The 26859-nt window shown below is 58.8% G+C and carries 18 protein-coding genes and 2 riboswitches; of the genes, 10 read left to right on the forward strand and 8 right to left on the reverse strand.

Going from position 1 to position 26859, the window contains the following annotated elements; all coding sequences use genetic code 11:
• Window positions 1-62: 62 nt before the first annotated feature.
• The 4 genes from INT32_RS13255 to INT32_RS13270 form a co-directional block, all read right to left on the reverse strand.
• A complete protein-coding gene (locus tag INT32_RS13255) occupies window positions 63-1169 on the reverse strand; it encodes an NADH:flavin oxidoreductase/NADH oxidase (RefSeq protein WP_193089204.1) in 1107 nt (368 codons plus the stop codon).
• A gap of 445 nt (window positions 1170-1614) precedes the next feature.
• Window positions 1615-2127 (reverse strand): DoxX family protein, encoded by a 513-nt coding sequence (locus tag INT32_RS13260; RefSeq protein ID WP_193089205.1) that lies wholly within the window; start codon window positions 2125-2127, stop codon window positions 1615-1617.
• Window positions 2103-2636 (reverse strand): DUF1097 domain-containing protein, encoded by a 534-nt coding sequence (locus INT32_RS13265; protein ID WP_193089206.1) that lies wholly within the window; start codon window positions 2634-2636, stop codon window positions 2103-2105. The genes INT32_RS13260 and INT32_RS13265 overlap by 25 nt, the downstream gene beginning before the upstream one ends.
• A 76-nt stretch (window positions 2637-2712) precedes the next feature.
• The gene (locus INT32_RS13270) at window positions 2713-3492 is read right to left on the reverse strand and encodes an SDR family oxidoreductase (protein WP_193089207.1); all 780 of its coding nucleotides are present in this window, start codon (window positions 3490-3492) and stop codon (window positions 2713-2715) included.
• A 181-nt stretch (window positions 3493-3673) separates the two neighbouring features.
• On the opposite strand from INT32_RS13270, the gene INT32_RS13275 reads away from it, so the two are divergent.
• Complete coding sequence (locus tag INT32_RS13275; protein WP_193089208.1) at window positions 3674-4576, forward strand: LysR family transcriptional regulator; 903 nt, start codon at window positions 3674-3676, stop codon at window positions 4574-4576.
• 468 nt (window positions 4577-5044) lie between these two features.
• On the opposite strand, the gene INT32_RS13280 is transcribed toward INT32_RS13275, so the two are convergent.
• Entirely contained in the window at window positions 5045-5332 is a 288-nt protein-coding gene (locus INT32_RS13280; RefSeq protein WP_193089209.1) for a hypothetical protein, read from the reverse strand.
• Between the two features lie 402 nt (window positions 5333-5734).
• On the opposite strand from INT32_RS13280, the gene apbC reads away from it, so the two are divergent.
• The 6 genes from apbC (at window position 5735) to INT32_RS13310 (ending at window position 19136) form a co-directional block, all read left to right on the forward strand.
• Window positions 5735-6829, forward strand: coding sequence for an iron-sulfur cluster carrier protein ApbC (apbC, locus tag INT32_RS13285; protein WP_193089210.1), 1095 nt, complete (start codon window positions 5735-5737; stop codon window positions 6827-6829).
• A 17-nt stretch (window positions 6830-6846) separates the two neighbouring features.
• The gene (locus INT32_RS13290; protein WP_193089211.1) at window positions 6847-8628 is read left to right on the forward strand and encodes an autotransporter assembly complex family protein; all 1782 of its coding nucleotides are present in this window, start codon (window positions 6847-6849) and stop codon (window positions 8626-8628) included.
• Window positions 8628-14993 (forward strand): translocation/assembly module TamB domain-containing protein, encoded by a 6366-nt coding sequence (locus tag INT32_RS13295; protein ID WP_193089212.1) that lies wholly within the window; start codon window positions 8628-8630, stop codon window positions 14991-14993. Before INT32_RS13290 ends, INT32_RS13295 begins: the two co-directional genes overlap by 1 nt.
• 85 nt (window positions 14994-15078) lie before the next feature.
• On the forward strand, window positions 15079-15642 hold the full coding sequence (dcd, locus tag INT32_RS13300; protein WP_193089213.1) for a dCTP deaminase: 564 nt from the start codon (window positions 15079-15081) through the stop codon (window positions 15640-15642).
• Between the two features lie 34 nt (window positions 15643-15676).
• Window positions 15677-17941, forward strand: a complete 2265-nt coding sequence (locus INT32_RS13305; RefSeq protein WP_193089214.1) for an arginine/lysine/ornithine decarboxylase — start codon at window positions 15677-15679, stop codon at window positions 17939-17941.
• A complete protein-coding gene (locus tag INT32_RS13310) occupies window positions 17934-19136 on the forward strand; it encodes an NAD(P)/FAD-dependent oxidoreductase (RefSeq protein ID WP_193089215.1) in 1203 nt (400 codons plus the stop codon). The genes INT32_RS13305 and INT32_RS13310 overlap by 8 nt, the downstream gene beginning before the upstream one ends.
• Window positions 19137-19349: 213 nt before the next feature.
• Here the strand turns inward: INT32_RS13310 and INT32_RS13315 are convergent, their stop codons facing one another.
• Complete coding sequence (locus INT32_RS13315) at window positions 19350-19682, reverse strand: GrlR family regulatory protein (protein ID WP_193089216.1); 333 nt, start codon at window positions 19680-19682, stop codon at window positions 19350-19352.
• Between the two features lie 462 nt (window positions 19683-20144).
• A riboswitch (glycine riboswitch) is annotated at window positions 20145-20249 on the forward strand.
• Between the two features lie 10 nt (window positions 20250-20259).
• Window positions 20260-20378: riboswitch (glycine riboswitch) on the forward strand.
• Between the two features lie 62 nt (window positions 20379-20440).
• Here INT32_RS13315 and gcvT point away from each other — a divergent pair.
• The 3 genes from gcvT to gcvP all read left to right on the forward strand — a co-directional run bounded on the left by gcvT (window position 20441) and on the right by gcvP (window position 24991).
• Complete coding sequence (gene gcvT, locus INT32_RS13320) at window positions 20441-21586, forward strand: glycine cleavage system aminomethyltransferase GcvT (RefSeq protein WP_193089217.1); 1146 nt, start codon at window positions 20441-20443, stop codon at window positions 21584-21586.
• A 73-nt stretch (window positions 21587-21659) separates the two neighbouring features.
• Window positions 21660-22031, forward strand: a complete 372-nt coding sequence (gene gcvH, locus INT32_RS13325) for a glycine cleavage system protein GcvH (RefSeq protein WP_193089218.1) — start codon at window positions 21660-21662, stop codon at window positions 22029-22031.
• 80 nt (window positions 22032-22111) lie between these two features.
• Window positions 22112-24991 carry an aminomethyl-transferring glycine dehydrogenase gene (gene gcvP / locus INT32_RS13330; protein WP_193089267.1) on the forward strand — a complete coding sequence of 960 codons (2880 nt, stop codon included), beginning with the start codon at window positions 22112-22114 and terminating at the stop codon, window positions 24989-24991.
• A 258-nt stretch (window positions 24992-25249) separates the two neighbouring features.
• Here the strand turns inward: gcvP and INT32_RS13335 are convergent, their stop codons facing one another.
• Window positions 25250-26149 carry a CehA/McbA family metallohydrolase gene (locus INT32_RS13335; RefSeq protein WP_226817011.1) on the reverse strand — a complete coding sequence of 300 codons (900 nt, stop codon included), beginning with the start codon at window positions 26147-26149 and terminating at the stop codon, window positions 25250-25252.
• Window positions 26146-26832, reverse strand: coding sequence for an HAD family phosphatase (locus INT32_RS13340; RefSeq protein ID WP_193089219.1), 687 nt, complete (start codon window positions 26830-26832; stop codon window positions 26146-26148). The genes INT32_RS13335 and INT32_RS13340 overlap by 4 nt, the downstream gene beginning before the upstream one ends.
• Window positions 26833-26859: the final 27 nt, after the last annotated feature.

The following is a 26859-nucleotide window of genomic DNA, read 5'->3' on the forward strand; positions in this document are numbered from 1 at the left end:
CCCGGCGCAATGTCCGAACGCGAGCCTTGAGCCAACTGGCCAATACCTTAAACCTTAAAGCTTTAAGCGGCTGCGCCGCGGTAGCGTTCCAGCCAATGGGCGTACGGTGCTGGCAGCACCCAGGTCGGGCGAGGCTGATCCAGTGTTTTGGCAAGCGCCAGAGGATAATGCGGGTCAGTCAGATGGGCCCGGCCGATCATGACTAGATCCATCTGTTCCTCTTGAACTACGCGGTTGGCCACTTGCGGATCGTCAATACCCCAGGCCGAGGCCACCGGCAAGCCGGCTTCGTTGCGTATGCGTTGCGCAATAGGCGCCAGGAAAGCCGGCGTTGCCCATGGGATCTGTGTGTCGGGAATAACAAAGTTGGCGCTCACGTTCAGCAGGTCCAGGCCGCCCTTGCGCATATTGCGGGCAAGTTCAATAGACTCGGCTACCGTCTGCTCATCACGACCGTCATATTCGATCACGCCGAAACGCGCGGTCAATGGCAGGTTCTGAGGCCACACATCGCGTACTGCGGCCAGTGTTTCCAGCAGAAAACGGCTGCGGCCGGCCAGGTCGCCACCGTATTGGTCATCACGCTGATTGCTGTGGGCAGAAAAAAAGCTTTGTGCCAGATAGCCATGGGCAAAGTGCAATTCCAGCCATTCGAAGCCTGCATCACGGGCGCGTTTTGCTGCTGCGGCAAAATCGGCCTTGACGCGCTCGATATCTTCCAGCGTCATTGCCTTGGGCACGATGGGCAGGTTCTCGCCATAGGCGAGGGCAGAGGGCGCGATGGGTTGCCAGCCGCGCGGATCGTCGGCGGCGATATGGTCATCGCCGTCCCACGGACGGTTGGCGCTGGCCTTGCGCCCAGCGTGAGCAATCTGGATGCCTGGGACTGCGCCGGCAGCCTTGATGGAAGCGGCAATACGGGCCAGCCCTTCGGCATGTTCATCGCTCCATAACCCCAGGCAGTCCGGGGTGATGCGGCCTTCCGGCGATACGGCCGTGGCTTCGACAATCACCAGGCCAGCGCCGCCGCGGGCCAGGCTGGCGTAATGGATCTGGTGCCAGTCATTGGTAAAGCCGTCCTGGGCGCTGTACTGGCACATGGGCGGAACCGCAATGCGGTTGCGCAAGGTCACGTCTTTCAGGCTGAAGGGGGAAAACAGGTTGGTCATATTGGTACTCTTGAAATAGGTAAGCGTAAATCGGGCAGGGCAGATCAATATTCTTCACGGGGCGGCAGGGTGATCGCAGCAAGGCGAGCCAATGGTGCGGCGTCGTTGCCCCAAATATGCCGGGGCAGGACGATGCTGCCGGCAGTGCCGGGCAACCCAGGCGTCGCGCCAAGCAGGTGCACCGGCATCTTGCCTTGTGACGATAGTCCCCCACCGGCGGCGCCGACCGCAAGCGATCATCTTCATGCGGGGGTATGTCAAATTATGGTGCTACGCATCAAATAATTCAAATGCTATATTTTTATCTTAGATATCAATTGAAATGATATCAGCCGATATGCCAAGGGCTGCAGCGGTTATGGTGCCGATCTTTACTCACTCAGGGTGCTCATGCTCATTGCGGCTCTGGCGCGAGCAGAGCCGGGCCGCACAGATAATGTGACGATTAGATGGCAACCCCCAGCCTGCGATCCAGTGCAAAGGCGCCACTGCCGCGTACGGCGATATAAAGGGCCAGGCATGCCATGAGTACGGGGTACTCGATGCCGCGATCTATCCACGGCCAGGTCGGGCCCAGCACATAGCTGATCGCCAGCATTTGCACCACAATGGCCAGGGCAACGGGGCGAGCCCACAACCCAAGCGCAAGCAAGAGCGCACCCATTGTTTCAAGCAGCATGACCAGAAAGGCCAACTGGGGAGCAAAAGGCAGGCCCATCACATTCTGTATGAGATTGATGGAGCCTGCCATGGGGTCGGCCATGGAGCCATGGGACGTTCCCAGGGCTTTGGGTAAGCCGTGCGTGAACAGGATGATACCGAAGGCTACGCGCAGTAAGGCATACAAGGCAGGTTCAGCGCGCTTATACAGCGTGTCCAGGGCGGGGATCAGCAGGCGAGGAGGGCGTGCACTTGCTTGCTGGACGGCCGTGGTTATTTCGTTTTCGCTGCGTGCCATTTGGGTTCTCCGGCAAGTGAATGGGTGGCGTTATGCCGGACATGATTTTGTAGCGAATGGGCCAGGAATGCGGCAATTGCGCCCAATGTTGTTGCAAGCGTCAACATGCCGAAGGTTCCCATTGAAGGGGGCTGGTGCAAGGCAAAGTAAGCCACCAGCCCCAGAAAAATGGCGGGCAGGTTGTTCACGGCAGGCGCTTTGGCCAGCGACAGTGCAATGATGGTGATGGCAAACACCACCGCGCTGATAGCGTAGGTGCCCAAATAGGGTGTGAGCGCCGCCAGGCCATGGGCCGCAGCAATGCCCAGCACGACACCGACCAGGACACATGCCACATTGATAATTCCCTGCTGCAGGTTAAGCCCGCGGGTGAAAAACGAGATCCAGCCGACGAACATGGCCCATACCGGTATTTCGAAGGCCAGGACGCTTAGCGTTGCGGCCGACGAGGCAATGACCGATTCGCCAATGACCACCTTTATGTGTGTGGAAAATGCATTGCCTGTCATTGCTCATCTCCTTGGGAATGCAGTAATGGCATAGTCAATCGGGTGGCGGCGTGTGGCCGGGCATACGCAGCCTGGTTCATGCGAAGCCGCCGTTGGCGCGAACAACTTGTCCATTGACCCAGCCCCCGTCGGCCCCAACCAGGAACGCAACCACATTTGCAATGTCTTCGGGTTGGCCCAGGCGCTCCAGCGGGGCAAGCTTGCTCAGTTGCGTGATCTGCTCTTTGCTCTTGCCTTCAAAAAACAGTTCGGTGGCAACCGGCCCGGGCGCGACCGCATTGACTGTGACGCTGCGGCCGCGCAGCTCGTTGGCCAGCACACGCACCAGGCCCTCTACGCCTGCCTTGGCTGCGATGTAGGGGCCGTACTGCGGAAAGGATTTAGCGATCACGCTGCTCGAGAGCGCGACAATGCGTCCGCCGGTTTGCAAATCCGCAGCCGCCTGCCCCAGCACCAGGAAGGCGCCGCGCAGATTGGTCTGGATGACACGATCGAAGGCGTCGATATTCTCCGGGGCAATCGCATTCATGGTCATCATGCCGGCGCTGTGCACAACGGCGCTGATCTGGCCATAGGCTTGCTGCGTCATGGCAAAGAGCCGTTGCACGTCTTCTGCCACGGACACATCGGCCTGCACGCTCATTGCCTGTCCGCCAGCGGCGGAGATGGCGTCAACCACGTCCCTGGCGCTGGCGGCGTTGCCCGCATAATTGACCACTACCCTGAAACCATCGGCAGCCAGGCGCAGGGCGATGGCGCGGCCGATGCCTCGCGAGGCGCCGGTGACAATGGCGGTAGGCACTGTGGCTTCAGAGTGGGCGGTGTCGGTGTTGTTGCTGGTGTCTTTGCTGATCATGATGGTGTCCTTGGGTAATGACGATGGCCGCGCGCGCCTGACGGCGGGCGTTGCCAGGTTGATGAGCCGCAACGGCTGCTGCGTGGTACGGCAATGAACTCCATCATATCGATTGACGCCTGATGGATAAATGGGGTGAAATTGGTTTGTTAATTCAAAAAACACCAACAATGGAGTCCAAATGGACCGCTTTGATGCGATGCAGCTGTTTATCCGGATCGTGGAGCTGGGCAGCTTTACCGAAGCGGCGGGGGCGCTGAATCTGCCGCGTGCCACTGCCACGCATGCCATCAAGCAGCTGGAAAAGCGCCTGGGCGCGCGATTGCTGGATCGCACCACGCGGCAGGTTGCCCCCACGCTGGATGGTCAGGCCTTCTATGAACGCAGCAAACGGGTGCTGGCCGAACTGGAAGATGCCGAGACTTCGCTGAGCACGCATGTGACTGATCCCCACGGGACGTTGCGACTGGATTTGCACGGGGCGCATGCGACCATGATCATCCTGCCGCGCATCGCGCAGTTTCGTGAGCGCTATCCGAATATCGATGTGGTTATCAGTAGCGGTGACCGGTTGGTGCATCTGGTCAGGGAAGGGATCGACTGCGTGGTGCGCGCAGGCCAGCCCCGCGACTCGTCACTGGTGGTCCGCAAACTGGCGGATATGGAGCAGATTATCTGCGCCAGCCCCGAATATTTGTCCCGCTACGGCACGCCCGCACACCCGGGGGAATTGGCGCAGCATCAGGCTATTGGTTTTTTCTCGCGCGGCAACGACAGTCGCTACCCCTTTTCGGTCATGATGGATGGGCAGGAGACACAGTTCGAGGCCAGTGGCTGGATGTCCGTGAGTGATGCCGAATGCTACACCAGCGCTGCCCTTGCCGGTTGCGGGCTGATCCAGGTGCCGCGTTTTCGGTTGCAGGAGCATCTGCAGGCGGGCAGGCTGGTGCAGGTGCTGGCCGGCTGGCCGTGTCCGGCTCTGCCGGTGTGCGCGCTTTATCCGTTTCATCGTCAGTTGTCGCCGCGGGTTCGGGTTTTTATTGATTGGGCGCGCGACCTATATAGTGAAAAATTCGGCGTCTGAACGGCTTGCCGCATCGATGATGCGGCAGAGGTTCGCTGCAAGCCGGGGCTTCAGGATTGCGGGCATCAGGGTCCCGGACCGGCGAGGGCGTATATGACGGATGCAATGGGCGGTTGGGGCGCCGGCCTGGCCGCCTGGCGCCAGGTTGCTCGCTATTTATGCGTTTATCGGAATCTGTTTAATGATCGGAATCCATGCATTGATCGAGATCGATGCAATGACAGGCATCCATGCAATGGCCCACTGCGTGCAATAAAAAAACCCTGTCAGTGACAAGGGTTTTGGATTTGCTGCGTGTGGCATGCCGTTCGGCTTGTTGGCTCGCCTGTGTTTGTTCGTATGACAAGTGTCGTTCAAGTGATAAAGGCTGTTCAACCGATATATGCTTTTCAACTGGCAAAAGTGCTGTTCAATGACAAGCGACATTCAAACGACAAGCTCTGTCATAGCACGCCACTATGCCAGCGTTTACTTTATTTCCCGTATTTCCACATCTGTGACATCGGGCTTGCGCGAGAAATTGCCGGGCTTTTTGAATTTTTCAGAAAATTCAGTATGGGTCTGGCGGGCGCGGGTTGAGGTTGTTTTCCAGTATTCGCGGGCGACGAACGGTTTGCCGCGCACCTTCGCAATAATATAGAACAACCCCACTGCGATGGCCGCAGAAACCAGGAACACAGCGGCCATGACAAGGCCTGCAATGGTGATGACACCAAATAGCAGCGCTTTGAAAAACCGGTCCAGAAAATTGTTCATAGGGGGTCAGATCCTTGTAAGTGGGAAGAGCCAATAAGCGTCAGTTACTGCTTATTGTACACAAGCAATTGATTTTGCTTGATTTGTTTTGTCTATAGTAGGGCTTTTTCAGGGAAATTCAAGGGCAGCTCGCACGCGGATGTGCCAAAAGATTTCAAAAAGTGGTTACGGCTGAAACACCGCTGGGCTGTCACGTGGGCGGGACATCATAAAAACCGCCGGCAGGGCGGCGATTGCGTGATGATTGTGTGGCGATTTTCGTCTTTGCAGCCACAAGCGGCAGGCGGCGCGCCATAGGGAAGATATCCCTGCTCCACACAGATTTTAACAATGTACGAGCCCATTAAACGTTATCATTAAGGTCATTACGTCCCTAAATAGTATCAATTGCAGCGAGTTGAAATGAGTCTGTCGTCAAAAGCCCTTTTGGATGCGTTACGGTCTGTGGTAGACCCGGTCACCGGTATGCCGGTGGTCCCGACGCTCAAGGAGTCCGATATCACGCTTTCCGAAACGGGAGCAACGGTTCGCGTAGAGCCCGGGTATGTGACCAGCGCCGAAGCAAAGACCGCCTTGACCGAACAACTGGAGGCAGCAGCCAGACAAGCCGGCGCGGCGCAACTGACGCTGCAGTTCAGTGATACGGTGCGGGCGCATGCCGTGCAAAGCGGGCTCAAGCCCATTGCCTCGGTCAAAAATATTATTGCGGTGGCCTCGGGCAAGGGCGGTGTCGGCAAGAGCACCACCAGCGCCAATCTGGCGATTGCACTGGCGCAAAGCGGCGCGCGCGTTGGCATTCTGGACGCGGACATCTACGGCCCCAGCCAGCCCCTGATCATGGGCGTATCGGGCAAACCGGTATCCAATGACGGCAAAACCATGGAGCCCCTGCGCGCACACGGTATCACGGTCAATTCCATCGGCTTTCTGATCGAGGCCGATTCTCCGGCCATCTGGCGCGGCCCCATGGTCACGCAGGCGTTAGAGCAACTGCTGCGCCAGACCAACTGGCCCGATCTTGATTATCTGATTGTCGATATGCCGCCGGGCACGGGCGATATTGCCCTGACGCTCGCGCAAAAGGTACCGGTGGTGGGCGCCATTATCGTGACCACGCCACAGGACATTGCGCTGATTGACGCCCGCAAGGGCTTGCGCATGTTCGAGAAAATGAATATTCCGATTCTGGGTATCGTCGAAAACATGGCGATGCACATTTGCTCGCACTGCGGTCATGCCGAAGCCATTTTTGGCGAGGACGGCGGCAAGCACATGGCCCAGGAGCTGGACGTTCCCTGGCTGGGCGCCTTGCCACTGGCAAAAAGTATTCGCGAACAGACCGATGCGGGTACGCCCACGGTTGCCAGCGACCCCGCCAGCGAGGCGGCAGAGCTTTATCGCGAACTGGCCAGGCGTGTGGCCATGGCGGTGGCAGCCTTGCCAAGGGATATGGCTGGTCGCTTCCCCTCTGTGGTTGTTGAAAATCTGAAGAAATAAAAGCGCTGAACGGACCAATGCGATTGAACAAGGCTTGTTTTCTTACAACGATTTTATTGTTGGCCGGTGTTGGTCAGGTTTCGGCGCAAAAACCCGAAGTGATTATCGATCCCAGCGGGCTTGGTCCTGAATCGCTGGATGCAGTAAACAAGGGTATTTCAGCTGTGGTCCGCATGGCCGACGACCAGGACTCGGGCGAAGCCGACCGGATCCGACGCAAGGGCCGCGAAGCGGTGATGTCCGCCTTGGCGACCCGTGGTTATTTTGCGCCCGACGTCACGCTGGAAGTGGGTGAAGACGTGGGCGGCGAAACCTGGGATATTTCCATTGATCCGGGCAAGGTCTCTCAGGTCAAATCGGTCACTAATAATTTTACTGGCAGTATTGCCACGCCACGCTTTAATGATCGCGTATCACAGTTGCGCAAGGACTGGGGCCTGCCGGTAGGCAAGGATTTCCTGAACGAGCAGTGGAGCAATGCCAAGTCGAGCATGCTCGAGGGCGTGGCCGCCAATGATTTTTACCTGGCCCGCATGACGCATTCGCAGGCGGTGGTCAATCCCGAAACGGCGAGCGTGGATACCGAGACCACGGTCGACAGCGGTCCGGCAGTCACGCTGGGCCATACCGAAGTGGTGGGCTTGCGGCGTGTGCCCGACAGCCTGATCCGTCGCTATATCAAATACACGCCGGGCCAGCGCTTTTCTCAGGAACAACTGGATACCTGGCAGCAGCAGATTCAGTCTACCAATTTCTTTCGCGGCGCGTTCGTTACCCTGAAAAAACCACCGGGCGATGAGGTCTATGCGCAGGACGCGGTCGAGCTGCCGGTCGCCGTGCGGGTGGCGGAAGGGCCGGCTCGTTCGTTGGCCGGTTCATTGGGGATAGACGATTCGGTGGGGCCGGGCGCCGAGATCCTGTACAAGCAGAATGTGGTGTTCGGCCAGCCGCTGATCATGGAAACCGGCGCCGCAGTGAATCCCAAGCTGCAGCGCGCCTATATGGATTTTCATTTGCCGCCCAATCTGGATGGCAGCAAGGATAGCGTCGGGGTGATGTTCCGTCATTCCGATATCCAGGATGAAGATGTGATGCGCTATGCCGTGGGCTGGAAACGCAAGCTGGAGTTCAAGCTGGATGCAGCCAGCCGGGTTGATTATGAATCGAACTGGGGTGTGCTGGCGGCCTACGACTCGGTCAAGCGCGAGGGCCAGGAGCGTTATCGCCTGCCATCGATGGTGGCCACCTGGGATTTCCTGCGTCGCGATGTCGACAACAAATATGATCCCCGTGAAGGCAATCTGATTGCGCTGGGTCTGGGCGCAGGCGTGACGCTGGATAAAGGCGAGCCTTTCAGTCGGGTCGGGTTGCGTGCGCAGCAGTGGTGGCCGATAGGCCGGCGCGATGTCTTTACCATGCGCGGCGAAGTGGGACAGGTATTCGGTTCCAGCGGCATGCGCATTCCGGATGACTTTGGCTATCGTACCGGCGGCGCGCGTTCCATTCGTGGCTATAAATACAATGATATCGGTAAAAGCGCCGGCGATGCGGTCGTGGGTGACCGCTCACTGGCGGTGGTGAGCGTTGAATATATGCGTTACTTTGACGACCGTTTTGGCATGGGCGTGTTTATTGATGCCGGTGATGCAGCAGAGTCGTTCAATAAAATGAAGTTGCATGTGGGTTATGGCGTGGGGGCAAGAATCAAGACCCCGGCCGGTCCGCTATTTCTGGACCTGGCCTATGGCCAGCGTGATCGCAGCATACGGTTGCACTTTTCATTGGGAGTGGCATTCTGATGAAAATGAAATATTTGCGCTGGTATCTTCGCTGGAAACCTATCGTTCTGACGATCTTGATTGGGCTGTGCGCTTTTGTGTTCTGGTTCATGGGCACTAATCCGGGCAGCCGCTGGCTGCTCAATACCGTAATCAGCCAGGTGGGCGGTGAACTGCATAATGTGCGCGGCACCTTATGGAGCGGGATCGAGCTGGAGCGGCTGCTGATCGATACGCCCGAAATCAAGATTACCGGCAGGCAGGCTGTACTGAAAGTGGACTGGCTCAAGCTGTTCAAGCGCACCTTGCGTGTACAGCAGATGAGTGTGGCCGATCTGGACGTCAAGCTGCTGCCGCTGGAGACAACTGAACCGGCGCCGGACGAGGCCAAGCCATTTGAAATGCCGGGTATTCCGGTTGGCATACAGGTGGATCGGCTGGACGTAGGCGACTTTGCGCTGCTGATGCCCGATGGCTCGGGACTGCCCGTGGGACTGAGCAATTTCAGTCTGACCGATTTGCTGATCATTGATCAGCATGCAAAAGGCACGCTCAAAAGCGTGCATGTCTCGCATCCGCAGACCGAGGCCGATCTGAACGGTACGCTGGAAGTGGAATCCATCAAAAGCCCGTATCCCATGAAGCTGGATCTGAATGCGAAACTGGCGACGCAAAACAAACAGTCGCCGGTATGCCTGAGCCAGTTCGTGCAGATTGGCAGCGTGCTGACCGGCGCGCTGCAGCAGCGTGATTGCACATTTGATCTGCACACGCAGGTGGCCGGCGATCTGGAAAAACTGGGCGTGGCCATGCAGGGCAGCGGCCAGGGCGCGCAAGTGGATGCGTCGTTGAATCTGGGCGTGATGGGCGGCGGTATTCCATTGAACCAGGCCGATGTGAACATCAAGCTGGGCGACGCCTCGGGCCTGCAGTTCAAGCTGGAAAAAAAGGAAAAACAGGGCGCAGCAGAGTCGGACCGCATTGCCGGTTCCTTTGCCAGCCAGCGGCTCACGCTCAAGGGGCAGCAAGGGACGGCCGATTCCGTGTTGACTACCGATATGACATTTGTGGCAGATGTTCTGGGTCTGTCCAATGTGCAGGGATTGCAACTGAAAGGCACGGTCGATAGCGAGAGTCGCCTGCAGGGCAAACCGCTGGCCGCCGACCTGGATATCGATATTGATTCGCAGGGCGTCCTGACGCAACGCCGGATTGTTGATGGCGAGCAAATGGCTCAGGCCGTTGCCGACAACATCAAGGCCGCAGCAGCACGCAAGGCGCAGCAGGAAGGCAAAACCGTTACCACAGCGACAGGCGAGGATGCACTTCAGAAGGCGCAGCAAACTGCAGCAAACACAGATGCAATACAGGCGGCGACCACACAGGTGGATCTGAACCGCCTGAATATTCGCAAGGCAGATATCGATCTGCAACTGGGTGAAAACAGTATCACGACATCGGGCAGCTTCGGGCAGCAGGAAAGTGTGCTGCGCTTAAGCGTTGATGCGCCCAAACTGGGCCAACTAGTCGATGGCGTCAATGGCACTGCCAAGCTCTCTGGCACGCTGGCCGGCACGATTGCCGAGCATGCGCTCGATATCAGCGGCAAGGTCAACCAGGGCGATGCGAAAACCCTGGGCAAGGCGCCGGCCGATCTGTCGGCAACCATTAACGGGAAGTGGCACAGGTTGGCAGACGGTATTGACGGTTGGGAAGGCGAGTTGGCCACACTGAACCTGGTGCATGCTGGCGTGCGCGTGCGCCAGCGCGACGCCTTGCCCCTGTTGTTCAGCCCGAATGCGACCGGAGTGCAGAACGTATGGGCGGCGGGGCCTGGCGCGCTGGGCCTGACCCTGCCCGGCGGGTCTGAAGCGCAATTTAAGCTGGACAAGGCCAGTGGCAATGCCCTGGGCGTGACAACAGCGGGATCGTTTGTCAACCTGACGATCAGCGACAGGTTGATGGACGAGATCACCAGGATGACGGCCGCTGGCGATGCGCAGCCGGCAAATGCAACGGCAGCAGCAAGCGACAAGGCAGCCCAGGCTACCGCTGCCAAGGCGCTGACGCAAAAAACGGCCGGTAGCTTTCCGGATATTGTGTTTGATGGCGACTGGAAGATTGCCACGGAAAATGGCCTGCAGGGAACGGTCAATGTGCGGCGTACGGCAGGCGATCGCTTCGTGCCGCTGGTGCAGAAGATTCCGCTGGATTTCGAAACGCTGAGCATCAACCTGAATGAAACGCGCCAGGATGAAAAAAATTCGGTACTGACCATCGCCGCGCAGGGGCAGGGCCCGCGGTCCAGCCTGGATACCAAACTGAATCTGGCTATGGCAAATGTGATTCCGTTGCGTGATGGCAAGTTGCAGCTGGCATTGACCGATGGCGCTGCAGTCAACGCAGATTTTGAAACCATCGCCGGCGTCAGTGAAGGGACTGATCGCCTGACCGCCAAGGTCGGCTTGCAGGCGCTGAATTTGCAGGCACTCTCGGCGGGCGCCACACCGGCCTCGCTGCTTAACGGCACCGTGACGCTGGTTGCCGATACGCTGCCGGGTAAGCGTGAAATCGCCGATGTGGACCTGGATGCAAAATTGGCCCAGGGCAGCACATGGAACGGCAAACCGCTGGCCGGCACAATTGGCAGCAAGGTGCACCTGGCAGGCATTTTCGATAAGCAGCCGGAACAGGAGCAGGTCGATCGCAGCATCAAGCCGAATCTGGACAAGCTGCAGGTGAGCGACACCGATGTGGACCTGACGCTGGGCAATAACCGAATCACTGCGCATGGCGGCTTCGGGCAGGATGCCAGTCAGCTGTATCTGGACGTTAACGCACCGGCGCTGGCCAATTTCTGGCCGTCCTTGCCGGGTAGCGCGCTGGTCAATGCGGTGGTGGATGGTCGCGTGACCAATCATCGCGCGCAGCTTTACGGCATGTATGCGCAGGCGCCCAGCAGCGCGCTGGGCAAGGCGCCGGTGGTGTTCGGCCTGAATATCCAGGGTGCCTGGAACAAAGTGGAAGGCGGCCAGGAAGGCTGGGTGGGTGTGCTGCAAGACTTGAATTTGCGTCATACCGAGTTGCGTTTGCAGCAGCAAAGCCCGATGTCGTTGTCGTTCCTGCCTGACGATGGGCAGCATCCCATGCAGTGGGCAACCACCGCCTCCCGGTTTTTGCTGGATCTGCCAGAGAACCGCAGTGCGCAGATTCTGCCCGGCGAGTCTGGCGGTAACGGCAGCCAATGGCAGACCAAAGGACAGATCAAGGATCTGGTCATCAATCCGCAATACTTGATGAATCTGCAAAAAGCATTTGTAGCCGAAGACCCGGCGGCAGCACGGGCAGCCACGCAGGCAGCGACCAAGGCGCTGGCGCAGGCCACGGCCAGCAACAAAAAAGCAGAGAGTGCTGCCCGGGACGGTGGCAAACGCGCGGCAGCCAACACCGTGGCCGACAAGGACATCACGCTTGATGCGGACTGGGATCTGGCTTTCAACCAGATGCTGACCGGCTCGGCGCATATTATGCGCACCGACGGAACGGGCGTGTTGCCTTTCAAGACACCGGTGCCGCTTGATTTTGACACGATTGCATTTGACATTGAGCCGCAGCAAACGCCGCAGGTGCAGGACGGCTACGTCGTAACGGCCAGCGCCACCGGGGAAAAATCACATCTGAATGCGGATGTAAAACTGGATATGGCAACGCCATTGCTGCTACGTGATGCCAAGGCGGATCTTGCCCTGCGTGATGGCGCGACAATGACGCTGGAGGCGCTGGTCTCGCCCAAGGGCGGACAGGACGAGTCAGACCGCATTCATGTGCGTGTCAATTCCAAGGCGCTGCCGGTGAGCAAGCTGATGGCAGACAGTATTCCCAGGACCTTGCTCAGTACGGATCTGACGGCCGATGTCGATATGTTCTCGCCCACGGCCATCAAGTCGGCGACCATCAAGGGCCGTTTTGACAAGGGCAGCATTTGGAACGACAAGCCGCTGGCCGGTTCTGTGGACCTGGCCGTGCGCGATCTGGCCGTGGGTGGGCAGGGCAGCGCCGGCATAGATTTGAATGCCTTCCAGGTGCCGGCGGCCAATATCGACCTGACGCTGGGCAGCAACAAAATACGCAGCAAAGGCGCTTTCGGCCAGGCCGACAGCGTGCTGACGCTGGACGTGGACGCACCGGCCTTATCTTCCTTCTGGCCCGGCCTGCCCGGCAGTGTCACCGTGGATGGCACCGTCAAGGGAATGGTCGCCAAACATGCGCTGGATCTGAAGGGCATGTTCTCCCAGGGCAAGTCCAGGGAGCTGGGCAAGGCCCCGGTCAATTTCCATGTGGCCGCAGATGGTACGTGGGACAAGAACGAACAGGGTGTACAAGGATGGCGCGGCACGCTCTCGACGCTGGATGTACAGCACGCGGGTATTTCCGTTGAGCAGGACAAGCCCTGGTCGCTGGCGTTTGCCCCCGCGGCGGAGGGCGGATTGCCGGCCTGGGAAGCCGGGCCATCGGCCATCAATATCGGCCTGCCGGGCAAGCACAGCATTGTGATCAATCAGGAGGGCACCACGGGTAGCAACGGCAAGTGGCAGACCAAGGGCTCCATTCGCCGTTTTGTGCTCAGTCCGGCTTTCATTCGCGATATGCAGAAGCTGGTTGACCCGGCCGCAAAAGAAGCGCAAAACGCCAATACAGGTATTATCGACCGGCGCAAGCGCGCGCCGCAGGAAACCTCGCTGGTGCTCGATTTCGATTGGGATCTGGCCTTTGATGGGGCGCTTACCGGCAAGACCGCTTTGAAGCGGGTCAGTGGCGATTTCATGATTCCGGCGGCCACCCCGATTCCGCTGGGGCTGACCAATATGTTGGTGGGCGCCAATTTCAACAAGACCGGCGCCACCACCAGCGCCGCCAACCTGAATCTGGCCTTTGATACGCAAAACAAAGGCAACCTGAAAGGGACGGGCGCCATCGCGTTCAACGGGCTGACGCCGAACCTGAATGGCGGCTCGAAAATGACCCTTAACGGCAACCTGGCCGATATCAGCTGGATGGGGCCGCTGACCGGCGATATGCTTGATCTGGGCGGGGCCGTGGCGCTGAACGTGACCGCGCAATCGCGCGCCAATGGTCAGTGGACCACCAGCGGCAAAATTTCCGGTTCCAAAGTGAAGATCGTGGAAATCGACAACGGCATTCGCCTGCTCGATGGCACGCTGGAGGCCACCCTGCGCGACAACCAGGTGGTCATCAATACGCTGCGCTTCCCGTCGGTGATTCGCATCAAGGCCAATGAGTGGCGCACCAAGAAATGGATCGAGGACAATCCCCCCGCCCAGAACGGTTCACTGGGCATTACCGGCAAATGGAACCTGAATACCAGCAAGGGCGATTTCCGGATCGTATTCGATCATTATCCGATCATTCAGCGCTCCGATCGTTTTGTGATGATCAGTGGCGATGTGGATATTAATGCGCCCCTGCCCAAGGTGGATATCAAGGGCAAGGTGACGGCCGATGCCGGTTGGGCCAGCGTGGATATTCTGGGCAGCGTGCCAGCCGTCGATGGCGATGTGATTGTGCTCAAGCCGGGCCAGACCAAGGTGGTCAAGGAAGAATCCCCTCTGGATCTGACACTGGATTTCACGGTGGACCTGGGCAAGCGCTTCTATATCGTGGGGTTGGGACTGGACTCCGGCCTGGTGGGGTCGCTGAACGTGATCCAGGAAAAGAACCAGCTGACCGGCGTGGGCGCCTTCCGCACACGCGGCGGGGCGATCGAAGCCTATGGGCAGCGCTTGCAGATCCGCCGTGGTCGCATCACCTTCCAGGGTAACCTGGCCAACCCGATCCTGGATATCGAAGCCTTGCGCACTGGCCTGGATGTGGAGGCGGGGGTCAAGGTGGTGGGTACGGCCAGAAAGCCGAAGATCGACCTGGTGTCCTATCCCGATGTGAGCGAGGTGGAAAAACTGTCCTGGCTGTTGATGGGGCGTGGCCCTGACAGCAGCGGTAGCGACGCGGCCCTGCTGTTCTCGGTGGGTTCGTCCATCGTGGGCGGGGGCGAGCCGTTCTATCGCAAGATGGGCCTGGACGATATTGCCATCCGTTCGGGCAATGTCGGCAAGTCCGGTACGGTTCTGCCCGAAAAAACGGTGGCTTCCAGTGTCAACCAGGAATCGTCGAGCGATCTGTCCCAGCAGTTTTTCGTGGCCAGCAAGAAATTTGAAAATGGCATGACGGTCAGCGTAGAGCAGGCCATGGCCGGCACCGGCACCGTGGTGCGCGGCAGTTACCGGCTGTTCAGAAACCTGTCGGCCGATATCAAGGGCGGCACCGTCAACGGACTGGAACTGATCTATCGCCGGTTTTTCAGGGACTGATGAAAAATGCATACTCCCCTGCAGCCGCAGGGGCTACAATGGCGCTTTTCCCTTCGGGGCAGACCCCAGCAGAGAGATACAGTCTATGAGTATCAAGAACGACCGGTGGATTCGGCAGGCGGCGCAAGACGGCATGATCACTCCTTTCGAGGCGGGTCAGGTGCGCGAGCATAACGGGCAAAAGATCGTAAGCTACGGCACCAGCAGCTATGGTTACGATGTGCGTTGCGCCGACGAATTCAAGATTTTTACCAACATCAACTCCACGATTGTGGATCCGAAAAACTTCGACGAAAAATCCTTTGTGGATTTCAAGGGTGATGTTTGCATTATTCCGCCGAACTCGTTTGCGCTTGCCCGCACCGTTGAGTATTTCCGCATTCCGCGCGAAGTGCTCACCATCTGCCTGGGTAAAAGCACTTACGCGCGCTGCGGCATTATCGTGAATGTGACGCCTCTGGAGCCTGAGTGGGAAGGGCATGTTACGCTGGAGTTTTCCAACACGACACCGTTGCCCGCAAAAATCTATGCTGGCGAGGGATGTGCCCAGTTTCTGTTCCTGCAGGGCGACGAGGTATGCGAAACGTCATACCGTGATCGTGGTGGGAAGTATCAGGGTCAACAAGGCGTCACACTTCCAAGAACATAATCAGGCTATTTGATCAGCCAGCCAGGAGTACCCGATGAAATTTCGTTTCCCCATCGTCATCATTGACGAAGACTTCCGCTCGGACAGTGCGTCCGGTTTCGGTATCCGTGCTCTTGCCGATGCCATCAAGGCAGAAGGCGTCGAGGTTCTTGGCGTTACCAGTTACGGCGACCTGAGTTCATTTGCCCAGCAGCAAAGCCGGGCCAGCGCCTTTATCCTGTCCATCGATGATGAAGAGTTCGATATCGACTCGCGCGAAGACGTGGCGCACGCCATCCGCAATTTGCGAACCTTTATTGGCGAGCTGCGTTTTCGCAATGAAGACATACCCATTTATCTGTATGGCGAGACCCGCACATCCGAACATATTCCCAATGACATCCTGCGCGAACTGCATGGTTTCATTCATATGTTCGAGGACACGCCCGAGTTCGTGGCGCGCCATATTATTCGCGAATCCAAGAGCTATCTGGACGGGCTCTCGCCGCCGTTTTTTCGCGAGCTGGTCAAGTATGCGCAGGATGGTTCCTACTCCTGGCATTGCCCGGGTCACTCCGGCGGCGTGGCATTTCTGAAAAGCCCGGTCGGGCAGATGTTTCACCAGTTCTTCGGTGAAAACATGCTGCGCGCTGACGTCTGCAATGCGGTCGAGGAACTGGGCCAGTTGCTGGACCATACCGGCCCGGTGGCCCAGTCAGAGCGCAACGCCGCCCGTATCTTTCATGCCGATCATTGCTATTTCGTGACCAATGGCACCTCTACCTCCAACAAGGTGGTGTGGCACGCCAACGTGGCCAACGATGACGTGGTGGTGGTTGATCGCAATTGTCATAAATCGATCCTGCACGCCATTACCATGACAGGTGCAATACCGGTTTTTCTGCGTCCAACGCGCAACCACCTGGGTATTATCGGTCCGATCCCGCTCGAAGAGTTCGACCCCGAAAACATACAGAAGAAAATCGAAGCCAACCCGTTTGCCCGCAAGCTCAAGAACAAGACGCCGCGCATTCTGACGCTCACGCAAAGCACCTATGATGGCGTGATCTACAACGTGGAAACGATCAAGGAAAAGCTGGGCAGTATCGTTGATACGCTGCATTTTGACGAAGCCTGGTTGCCGCATGCGGCCTTCCACGAGTTCTATGCAAATATGCACGCGATCGGCCCGAACCGGCCGCGCAGCCAGGACGCAATGGTGTTTGCCACGCACTCCACACATAAACTGCTTGCCGGTATTTCCCAGGCGTCGCAGATCGTGGTGCAGGAGTCCGAGACCCGCAAACTGGATCGCAATATTTTCAACGAAGCGTATCTGATGCATACCTCTACGTCGCCGCAGTACGCGATTATTGCGTCCTGCGATGTGTCGGCCGCAATGATGGAGCCGCCCGGTGGCACCGCGCTGGTTGCCGAGAGTATTCGCGAAGCCCTGGATTTTCGCCGGGCCATGCGCAAGGTGGCCTCGGAATACGGCCGCAATGACTGGTGGTTCAAGGTCTGGGGGCCAAACCGTCTGGTCTCCGAAGGCATCGGTCTTCAGGAAGACTGGGTACTCGAGTCGGGTGACGAGTGGCACGGTTTTGGCGATCTGGCCGAGAACTTCAATATGCTGGATCCGATCAAGGCGACCATTATTACGCCGGGACTGGATATCGACGGCAACTTTGCAGACAGCGGCATTCCTGCGGCGCTGGTGACCAAATACCTGGCCGAGCATGGCATTGTGGTGGAAAAAACCGGCCTGTATTCGTTCTTCATCCTGTTTACCATTGGCATCACCAAGGGCCGCTGGAACACGCTGGTAACGGCGCTGCAGCAGTTCAAGGATGATTACGATCGCAATGCGCCGCTGTGGCGCATCCTGCCCGAGTTCTGCGCCGACTTCAAACAGTATGAACGCATGGGGTTGCGCGATCTGTGCCAGAAAATTCATGAAGCCTACAGCGAGAACGATGTGGCGCGCCTGACGACCGAAGTCTATCTGTCTGATATGGTGCCGGCGCTCAAGCCTTCGGATGCGTTTGCCAAAATGGCGCACCGCGAGGTCGAGCGTGTCCCGCTGGACGAGCTTGAAGGCCGCGTAACCGGGGTGCTGCTCACGCCGTATCCGCCGGGTATTCCGCTGCTTATTCCGGGCGAGCGCTTTAACAAGACCATTGTGGAGTATCTGAAATTTGCGCGCGGTTTCAACGCGAAATTTCCAGGCTTCGAAACCTTTATCCATGGCCTGGGTCATGTGGTCGAGGAGGATGGTCGTCACTTTTTCTACGTGGACTGCCTGAGACTGGATGAGTGAATCTGTTGATGTCGTGATCATCGGCGCCGGTGCTGCCGGCCTGATGTGCGCGGCGGTGGCTGGCCAGCGTGGCCAGCGGGTGGTCCTGCTGGATCATGCCAGCCGGCTGGCGGAGAAAATCCGGATCTCCGGTGGCGGCCGATGCAATTTCACCAATATAGGCACCACCTGGCAGCAATTTCTGTCCGCCAATCCGGCGTTCTGTCGATCGGCCCTGTCTGCCTATACGCCAGAAGACTTCCTGACGCTGGTGCGCAGCCATGGCATTGCCTGGCATGAAAAGCACAAGGGCCAGCTGTTTTGCGACGACAGCAGCGAGCAGATTATCGATATGCTGGTGGCCGAGTGCGAAAAGGGCGGCGTGAAGCGGCGCATGCAAGCGACCGTGAGCGCGATTGGCCAGGAAAATGGGCGCTTTACGGTGCAGACCCAGAATGGGATGCTGACGGCCGATAAGCTGGTGATCGCAACCGGCGGCATGGCCATTCCCCAGTTGGGCGCGACCGATTTCGGACTGAAGGCGGCGCGCCAGTTCGGGCTGAAAATCATTGAGCCTCGCCCCGCGCTGGTTCCGCTGACCTTCGATCAGCAAAGCTGGAAGCCGTTTGCCGAGCTCTCGGGGCTGGCGGTGCCGGCCAGGCTGGAGACGGGGCAAGGCAAGCGCAGAGGGCACTTCGATGAAGACCTGCTGTTTACCCACCGCGGCCTGTCGGGCCCGGGAATCCTGCAGATTTCCAGCTATTGGGAACCCGATACGCCGATCCACATTGATTTGCTGCCGGGCCGGCAACTGGCGCAGGAGCTGGTGCAGCGCAAGAAGGGTAGCAGGCAAAGCCTGGTGCATGCTCTGAGCGAAGTCTGGCCGCGTCGGCTGGCCGAGAACTGGCTGCAATACCGGGGCATGCTGCCGGCACAGCGGCTGGCCGATACGGCCGACAAGCCGCTGATGCAACTGGCAGACAGTGCGCAACCGTGGACCCTGACGCCTTCCGGAACCGTGGGCTACAAAAAGGCCGAAGTGATGCGCGGCGGCGTGGACACGCGCGCGCTGGACCAGAAATCCATGCAGGCACGCAACGTGCCGGGACTGTATTTTATTGGTGAGGTGGTCGATGTGACCGGCTGGCTGGGGGGTTACAACTTTCAGTGGGCCTGGGCGTCTGCGATGGCCTGCGGCCGCGCCCTGTCAACGTGAGGTAATGCGGGGTTGGCTAGTCGAAGGTGGCGCTGGTCATCATGTGTTGTTATGCGGCGGCGCTGCCGCGATATTTTCAAATGGCAATGACAACAGTGGGTTCAGATAAAAGTGTTCAGGCAGGGTACCGGTCCGGCGGGCGGCCATGTGTGGCGACCGCTGTATAAATTATAAGAATGTGAATGCCGGCCCGGTCAGCCCTGGACGACCCGTTTAGAAGCCCAGGTCAATATTGGCGATTTTCCGGGCATCGATCACGATTTCACGACCGCTGGGTGAATAGCCAGTCAGGCGAAAGCCGGTATCGGTTTTACTGCCCATCAGGGACAATTCAAAGCTGTTTTCGTCGGTGCCGAAAGACTGGTCAACCGCAGTATATGCCTTGATTTTCAGGTTGGCGACGATTTCATCGTTGCCGTCGGACTGGATGGTGCCTGAATACAAGTAATGGGCATCGCCCCCCCGGACCTTGTTGTCTTCTACGACCGTCACTCCGGCGTGGGCTTTGGAATCTGCGATCACTGTTGCGTAGAAACCGTTATCCATAATAGTACTCCTTATGTAGTTGCCACTAGGGCGCTTGATGCTGACTGCAGTGGCGAGCGGTTCTGGAATAGACCCGCTCGCTAATGAAGCTGCTAATGAAAACGTGTGTTCTGTATCTGATATTGTTGTGTTTTATGCTGACGTTCACCAGCGGATGGCTAGTGTACCGCAACATGATGACACTCGTGTGTGAGGGTACTGCCGCACGGGTGACAAATTGCTTGTGGTCAAGTGTATTCTATCTCTTTTCCAAAGAATTATTTAATTGAAATTATAAGATGTAACAGTTCGTATTGTTATGATAACAATGCTATAACGGCAGCTAACATCTGTTAACTCGTGCGCTTGTTAAATAAGCAGGCCAAGCGTTTCCGGCAGCAGCGCAGCGGCGGTAAAAAATTGGATATCGGGGTTGTCACAATGGATTTTTTTGCCGTTTGCCTGTATCCTTTCGCATGCTTTCAAATTGTCGTGGGAGAGAGCAGCAGGCGGCCACTGGCCCGTCATGTTGCCACCGAAGGCGCAATTCGCCCGGAATCGCTCAGGTCCATGTACCGCACAATCACCGGCCCGGCCGGTAAGGCACTCTGGAGAGACCTTTTCATTAAGGCGCCGAAGGGGAAACGCGCTGTGCTGCGCCATCAGGCCAGCCCAAAGCGCGCTACAACTCTCAGGCAAAAGGACAGAGGGCGACAAGCGCCGGTTTCATGGTGAAACCTGTGCGCTGCGACCTTCAATCCTTTTCAACAGGTGCAAGCATGTCTACACAGACAACCCCTCCAACTGCGGCAAGCGCTCCCCCCACTGAACTGAATCGCACGCCCCTGTTCGCGGCCCACCAGGCCGCAGGTGCCAAAATGGTCGATTTCGGCGGCTGGGAAATGCCTATTTCGTACGGCTCGCAACTGGCCGAACACCATGCCGTACGCCAGAAAGCGGGCATGTTCGATGTCTCCCATATGCTCAATGTCGATGTGACCGGCCTGCAGGCGCGGCGCTTCCTGAGCCTGCTGCTGGCCAACGACGTGGCCAAGCTGGCCATTTCCGGCAAGGCGCTCTACAGCTGCATGCTGAACCCCGAAGGCGGGGTGATTGACGACCTGATCGTTTACTTTTTCGATGATGACCGCTGGCGTGTGGTCGTGAACGCCGGTTGCGCGCAAAAGGATATTGACTGGATGCAGCGCGTGGTCAGCGAGCACAAGCTGGATGTCATCATCACCCCCCGGCGCGATCTGGCCATGATTGCCGTACAGGGCCCGCAAGCGCGTGAACTGGTCTGGCAGATCCATCCTGAATGGCAGGCGGCGACCGAACCGCTCAAGGCGTTTTTCGCGGCCAGTGTCGGCAATGACACGCTGGTGGCCCGCACCGGCTATACCGGCGAAGACGGTTTCGAAATTGTGCTGCCAGCCACGCAGGCCGAGCCTCTGTGGCACCAGCTGGTTGCAGCGGGCGTGGCGCCTTGTGGCCTGGGCGCGCGTGATACGCTGCGCCTTGAGGCCGGCATGAACCTGTACGGCCAGGATATGGACGAGCAGACCCAGCCGGCACAGGCTGCACTCACTTGGACAGTCAGCCTGACCGATACCCAGCGCGACTTCATTGGCCGCCAGGCCATTGAGTCTGCACCGCGCAAGAACGTATTTACCGGCCTCAAACTCAATGAGCGCGGCGTGATGCGTGCGCATATGCGGGTACGCACCGCGCAGGGCGAAGGCGAAGTGACCAGCGGCACCATGTCGCCCACGCTGGGCGTGTCCGTGGCGTTTGCCCGTCTGCCCCAGGGCGTTGCAGCTGGCGATGCCGTTGACGTGGATATTCGCGGCAAGTGGGTGCCTGCCACAGTTACCGCGCTGCCTTTCGTGCGCAACGGCAAGGCCGTTGTTCCTGCACAGAAATAGAAAACCGTCACATAAACCTTGATACTATATGACCGTGTGCAACGTGGTCATTTTCCTCTTCCAGGAGTCTTGAATGAAATTACCTACCGATCGTAAATACACCCCTTCGCATGAGTGGGTCCTGGCCGAAGGCGACGTGTTCGTTGTCGGCATCACTGATAATGCCCAGGAACAGCTTGGGGATCTGGTCTACGTGGGCGACGTCCAGGTGGGCGCGCAATTGAAGGCGGGCGATACTGCCGGCGTGGTCGAGTCGGTCAAGGCCGCTTCGGACATCTACGCACCGGTCGATGGCGAAATTGTCGCGTTCAACGATGTGCTGGAAGCGCAGCCTGACCTGGTCAACGAAGACTCCTATACCAACTGGATATTCAAAATCAAGCCCGCCAATGCGGCCGACGCCGACAAGCTGCTGGATGCAGCTGCCTACGAAGCCCAGGCCTGAACCTGAGCCGCCGTTGCCCGCATTCGCGCTGAATGCACGGCAGCAGCGGCATGACTGATTACCACCGGATTACCCAGATTATGTTGCACACACACGAAGCGACGTCCCAGGAATTTGTCGGACGCCATATCGGGCCATCTGAGGCCGAGCAGGCAGAGATGCTGTCTGTCATTGGCGCCGAGAGCCTGGACGAACTGATTGACGAGATTGTTCCTTCCCGTATTCGCAATGGCGCGCCTCTGGCGCTGGACGGGCCACGCAGCGAAGCCGATATGCTGGCTTCATTACGCGCCATTGCACAGAAAAACGCGGTTTATCGAAACTACATTGGCCAGGGCTATTACGGCACGCTGACGCCCAATGTGATTTTGCGCAATATTCTTGAAAACCCTGCCTGGTACACGGCCTACACGCCTTATCAGCCCGAGATTTCCCAGGGAAGGCTTGAGGCGCTGCTCAATTTTCAAACCATGGTGACCGATCTGACGGCCCTGGATATTGCCAATGCGTCCCTGCTGGACGAGGGCACGGCCGCGGCCGAGGCCATGACGCTGGCGCGCCGCTCTGCCAAGTCAAAAAGCGATGTTTTCTTTGTGTCCTCACATTGCCATCCGCAAACCATCGAGGTTGTCAAAACCCGTGCGCAAGGGCTGGGCATCACGGTGCTGGTTGCCGATGAAGCCGCGGGCCTGCCCGAGTGCTTTGGCGTGCTGCTGCAGTACCCGCACAGCCTGGGGGGCGTGAGCGACTATACGCAGCTGGCGGCCGACGCCCATGCCGCAGGCGCCGTTGTAGCGGTTGCCACCGACCTGCTGGCCCTGGCCATTCTGAAAGCGCCGGGCGAGTGGGGCGCCGATATTGCCGTGGGCTCTGCGCAGCGCTTTGGCGTGCCGCTTGGGTTCGGCGGCCCGCATGCCGGTTTCATGGCCTGCCGCGATGCTTTCAAGCGCAGCATGCCGGGACGCCTGGTTGGCGTCTCCAAGGATGCGCAGGGCAAGCCGGCCTTGCGGCTGGCGCTGCAAACCCGTGAACAGCATATCCGTCGCGAGAAGGCGACTTCCAATATTTGTACTGCGCAGGTGCTGCTGGCCGTGATGGCCAGCATGTTCGCCGTTTATCACGGCGCCAAGGGCGTGCGGCGCATTGCCCAGCGCACCTATGTGACCACGACCCTGCTGCGCACCCTGCTGCAGTCTGCCAGTTATGAAGTACAGAACGAGACCTGGTTCGATACGCTGCTGGTACAGACCAAGCACGGCCAGGCCCTGCGTGCCGGGCTGGACGCAGCGCAGATCAATGTGCGCTGGGTATCCGAGACGCAGTTCGCCCTGTCTATGGACGAAACGGTCACCCTGGCAGACCTGCAGGCGCTGGCCAATGTCCTGACCGAGGCCGCCGGTGCGCCTGCGGTTGACGTTGCCGCGCTTAACGCCGGCGAAGACACCTTCGTGCCGGTCACCCTGGCGCGCCAGTCGGCCATTTTGTCGCACCCGATTTTTTCCAGCATTCATTCCGAAACCGACATGTTGCGCTACCTGCGCGGCCTTGCCGACAAGGACCTGGCGCTGGATCGCAGCATGATTCCGCTGGGTTCATGCACCATGAAGCTGAACGCCACTGCCGAGATGATTCCCATCACCTGGCCGGAGTTCGCAAATATTCACCCGTTCGCACCGGCTGCGCAAACCACCGGCTATGCAGAACTGGTCGGCCGCCTGTCGGCCGCCCTGTGCGAGATTACCGGGTACGATTCGGTCAGCCTGCAGCCCAATTCCGGCGCGCAGGGCGAATATGCCGGCTTGCTTGCCATTCGTGCCTATCACCAGGCCAATGGACAGACCAAGCGCGATGTGTGCCTGATCCCGGCCTCGGCCCATGGCACCAATCCGGCATCGGCCAATCTGGCCGGCATGTCGGTGACCGTGGTCGCCTCTGACAGCAATGGCAACGTGGACGTGGAAGACCTGAAGCGCAAAATCGAGCAGACCGGCGATCGCCTGGCTGCGCTGATGATCACGTATCCATCCACCCATGGCGTGTTCGAGGAAGCCGTTGTACAGATCTGCGATCTGGTTCATGCGGCTGGCGGCCAGGTGTATCTGGACGGCGCCAACATGAATGCGATGGTCGGGCTGGCCAAGCCTGGCAGCTTCGGTTCCGATGTGTCTCATTTGAATCTGCACAAGACCTTCTGCATTCCGCATGGCGGCGGCGGACCGGGTGTGGGCCCGGTTGCCGTGCGTGCGCATCTGGCGCCGTATCTGCCGGGTGTATTGAACGAGCAGGGCAAGCCTGACGCAGCCGATGCGGCCGGGCGCCCCGGTCCGGTGTCATCGGCGCCATTTGGTTCGGCCAGCATTCTGCCTATTTCCTATGCGTATATCGCACTGATGGGTGCTTCCGGTTTGCAGCGCGCCACCGAAGTTGCGCTGCTCAATGCCAACTATATTGCTACTCGCCTGGCGCCGCATTATCCGGTCCTGTACAGCGGTCGTAACGGTCGCGTGGCCCATGAGTGCATTCTGGATCTGCGCCCCATCAAGGACGCTTGCGGTATTACGGTAGATGACGTGGCCAAGCGCCTGGTCGACTATGGCTTTCACGCGCCAACCATGAGTTTTCCGGTGGCCGGCACCTTGATGGTTGAACCGACCGAATCGGAAAGCCTGAAGGAACTGGATCGTTTTGTGGATGCGATGATCTCCATTCGCCGCGAGATTGCCCAGGTTGAGGCCGGTGAAGTGGATGCCCAGGACAATGTGCTGACCAACGCACCGCACACGGCGCAGATGCTGACTGCCGATGAGTGGAACCATGCTTATGCGCGCAGCCAGGCCGCCTATCCCGGTCAAGTTTCACCGGTCGGCAAGTACTGGCCACCGGTGGCGCGGGTCGACAACGCCTTCGGTGATCGCAATCTGGTGTGTTCCTGCCCGCCGCTGGAAGCCTATATGGACTAGTGGCAGCGCGAGTGGTACGCCTGCTGACGAGCAGGGGAACCGCCACGTTAAAGGAGAACCGGGGCGACCGGCATGGCATCAGGTCATGCATGTCGTCCCGGTTTTTTTGCGGCTGCAGCAGCTGGTGTTTAACAGGCAAGCTGGATACCTGAGTCAGCATACCTGGTGTGGTGGGGGTAGGGCAGCCGAGTGAGCCGCAGCAGTAAGGCAACACGGTGCGCGGCCTTATGCCTGCTCGTTACCCGGATATCTGCCGCGTTACTTCCAGACCGGATTGCTCCAGGCGCGCTTGCCATCTGCGCCAATCAGAACGACGCGGTACCAGGGGCTTTTTGCCAGCGGCGCCAGATCAATGCTGGCACGGGTAAGCCCGGTCGCAAACTGGTAGGCCATCAGGTAACCGGCGCCTACAACCAGAATGCCATTGACTGCAGAACAGCGCACATTCAGATGAGACGCGGTCGTTTCAATATCGTGAAATACCGGCCCCTGGGTGGAATAAAAACTGCCGGCTTTCAGTGCGGACACGATATCGGCCTGGTCCCTGCTGTCGGCTTTGAGCTCTACCCACGCCGCGCCAAAATCCGGCGACTTGAAATGCGCATCATCAACGGCAGTGGCCAGCATCGGGCGACCGCGATCGAGCAACCCGTCTAGCAGATAGGCGCCATCGCCCTTGTCGTGCATGAGCTGGCAACCGTGGTTGTAAATTTCCACCGCGTGTGCCGCATCAATGGTCAGCGCATCGGCCAGCGACAGGCTGTACCAGGCAGGATGCACCAGCGTAACGAAGGCGCCGGCATCGGCTGCGCGTCGGGCGATCGCAGGCCCGTCTTCACCCTCGCGCGTGGGTTCAAAATCATAGGGCAGGCCAATGGCGGTAATATGCCATAGCGCGCTGTTTTCCGTGCGCGGCACGTGCAGTTCGGCAGCGGCCAGCGGCGTAAACGTGTCCGACTGGAATTGCCGCGCATCGGTCAGCGGGAACTGATACGAGGGCAGAAAGTGATCTGTGAGGGCCAGGAAATCGTAACCCGATTCCTTGTATCGCCTGACCACTTCCCCGGTCGGCAGCATGCCGTCGGAATTGGTGGTATGGGCATGCAGATTGCCACGCAAAAATGTGCCTGGCCTGGAAAAGAGACTATCGAGCATCATGAAAATTCCTTTACGTTGTACTGTTCGATGTGCGCACTGACAGCATCGTAGTCAGGCATGACCCAGGTTGCGCCCGCGTCGTGCAACTGGCCGGCAAGCGCGGGAAGGGCATGGACGCCGCCGGTAAATCCAATGACCGGCATGCCTGCGGCCACTGCTGCGCGTACGCCACTGGGGCTATCGTCAATCACCAGGCAACGATGCGGCGGCGTCTGGTGCTGGTCGGCTGCATGCAGGAACAGATCCGGCGCGGGCTTGCCCTGGACGACATCGTCAGCGCTATAGGTGCGGCCGGCAAAATAGTGCGTGAGCTGCGTGGCATCGAATGTGAAACGCAGCCGCTCGTGGGAACTGTTGGATGCCACGCAGTAAGGCAGCGTGAGCCGCGCCAGCAAGGCAACCAGACCGGGCACCGGCGCCAGTTCCTGGCGAAATAGCTGTTCGGTCAGCTGCATCTTTCGCTGGGCAAATGCCGGTGGCAAGACCAGTTGGTATTGCTCATGGATGCGCTTGAGCCCCGCCTCGAAGGTGAGCCCCACCAGCAGATCGGCGACCTGCGCCTCGCTCAGGCTCAGGCCGAACTCAGCCAGTGCGGCGGCAGAGGCCCTGGTGGACAGTACCTCGCTGTCGACGATGACGCCGTCGCAGTCAAAAATAATTAGATCCAAAGAAGTATTGGTCATGGGATACCGGGCAAAATGGGGCGGCGC

This window comes from Advenella sp. FME57, from assembly GCF_014897675.1.
Lineage (GTDB): Bacteria > Pseudomonadota > Gammaproteobacteria > Burkholderiales > Burkholderiaceae_B > Advenella.

What these genes read in the sequence shown, in the direction of transcription:
- INT32_RS13310 (WP_193089215.1), top strand. Translation starts at nt 17,934, where the DNA reads ATGAGTGAATCTGTTGATGTCGTGATCATCGGCGCCGGTGCTGCCGGC.
- INT32_RS13295 (WP_193089212.1), top strand. Translation starts at nt 8,628, where the DNA reads ATGAAAATGAAATATTTGCGCTGGTATCTTCGCTGGAAACCTATCGTT.
- INT32_RS13270 (WP_193089207.1), bottom strand. Translation starts at nt 3,492, where the DNA reads ATGATCAGCAAAGACACCAGCAACAACACCGACACCGCCCACTCTGAA.
- gcvT (WP_193089217.1), top strand. Translation starts at nt 20,441, where the DNA reads ATGTCTACACAGACAACCCCTCCAACTGCGGCAAGCGCTCCCCCCACT.
- gcvP (WP_193089267.1), top strand. Translation starts at nt 22,112, where the DNA reads ATGTTGCACACACACGAAGCGACGTCCCAGGAATTTGTCGGACGCCAT.
- dcd (WP_193089213.1), top strand. Translation starts at nt 15,079, where the DNA reads ATGAGTATCAAGAACGACCGGTGGATTCGGCAGGCGGCGCAAGACGGC.
- INT32_RS13335 (WP_226817011.1), bottom strand. Translation starts at nt 26,149, where the DNA reads ATGATGCTCGATAGTCTCTTTTCCAGGCCAGGCACATTTTTGCGTGGC.
- gcvH (WP_193089218.1), top strand. Translation starts at nt 21,660, where the DNA reads ATGAAATTACCTACCGATCGTAAATACACCCCTTCGCATGAGTGGGTC.
- INT32_RS13290 (WP_193089211.1), top strand. Translation starts at nt 6,847, where the DNA reads ATGCGATTGAACAAGGCTTGTTTTCTTACAACGATTTTATTGTTGGCC.
- INT32_RS13305 (WP_193089214.1), top strand. Translation starts at nt 15,677, where the DNA reads ATGAAATTTCGTTTCCCCATCGTCATCATTGACGAAGACTTCCGCTCG.
- apbC (WP_193089210.1), top strand. Translation starts at nt 5,735, where the DNA reads ATGAGTCTGTCGTCAAAAGCCCTTTTGGATGCGTTACGGTCTGTGGTA.
- INT32_RS13265 (WP_193089206.1), bottom strand. Translation starts at nt 2,636, where the DNA reads ATGACAGGCAATGCATTTTCCACACACATAAAGGTGGTCATTGGCGAA.
- INT32_RS13275 (WP_193089208.1), top strand. Translation starts at nt 3,674, where the DNA reads ATGGACCGCTTTGATGCGATGCAGCTGTTTATCCGGATCGTGGAGCTG.
- INT32_RS13315 (WP_193089216.1), bottom strand. Translation starts at nt 19,682, where the DNA reads ATGGATAACGGTTTCTACGCAACAGTGATCGCAGATTCCAAAGCCCAC.
- INT32_RS13280 (WP_193089209.1), bottom strand. Translation starts at nt 5,332, where the DNA reads ATGAACAATTTTCTGGACCGGTTTTTCAAAGCGCTGCTATTTGGTGTC.
- INT32_RS13255 (WP_193089204.1), bottom strand. Translation starts at nt 1,169, where the DNA reads ATGACCAACCTGTTTTCCCCCTTCAGCCTGAAAGACGTGACCTTGCGC.
- INT32_RS13260 (WP_193089205.1), bottom strand. Translation starts at nt 2,127, where the DNA reads ATGGCACGCAGCGAAAACGAAATAACCACGGCCGTCCAGCAAGCAAGT.
- INT32_RS13340 (WP_193089219.1), bottom strand. Translation starts at nt 26,832, where the DNA reads ATGACCAATACTTCTTTGGATCTAATTATTTTTGACTGCGACGGCGTC.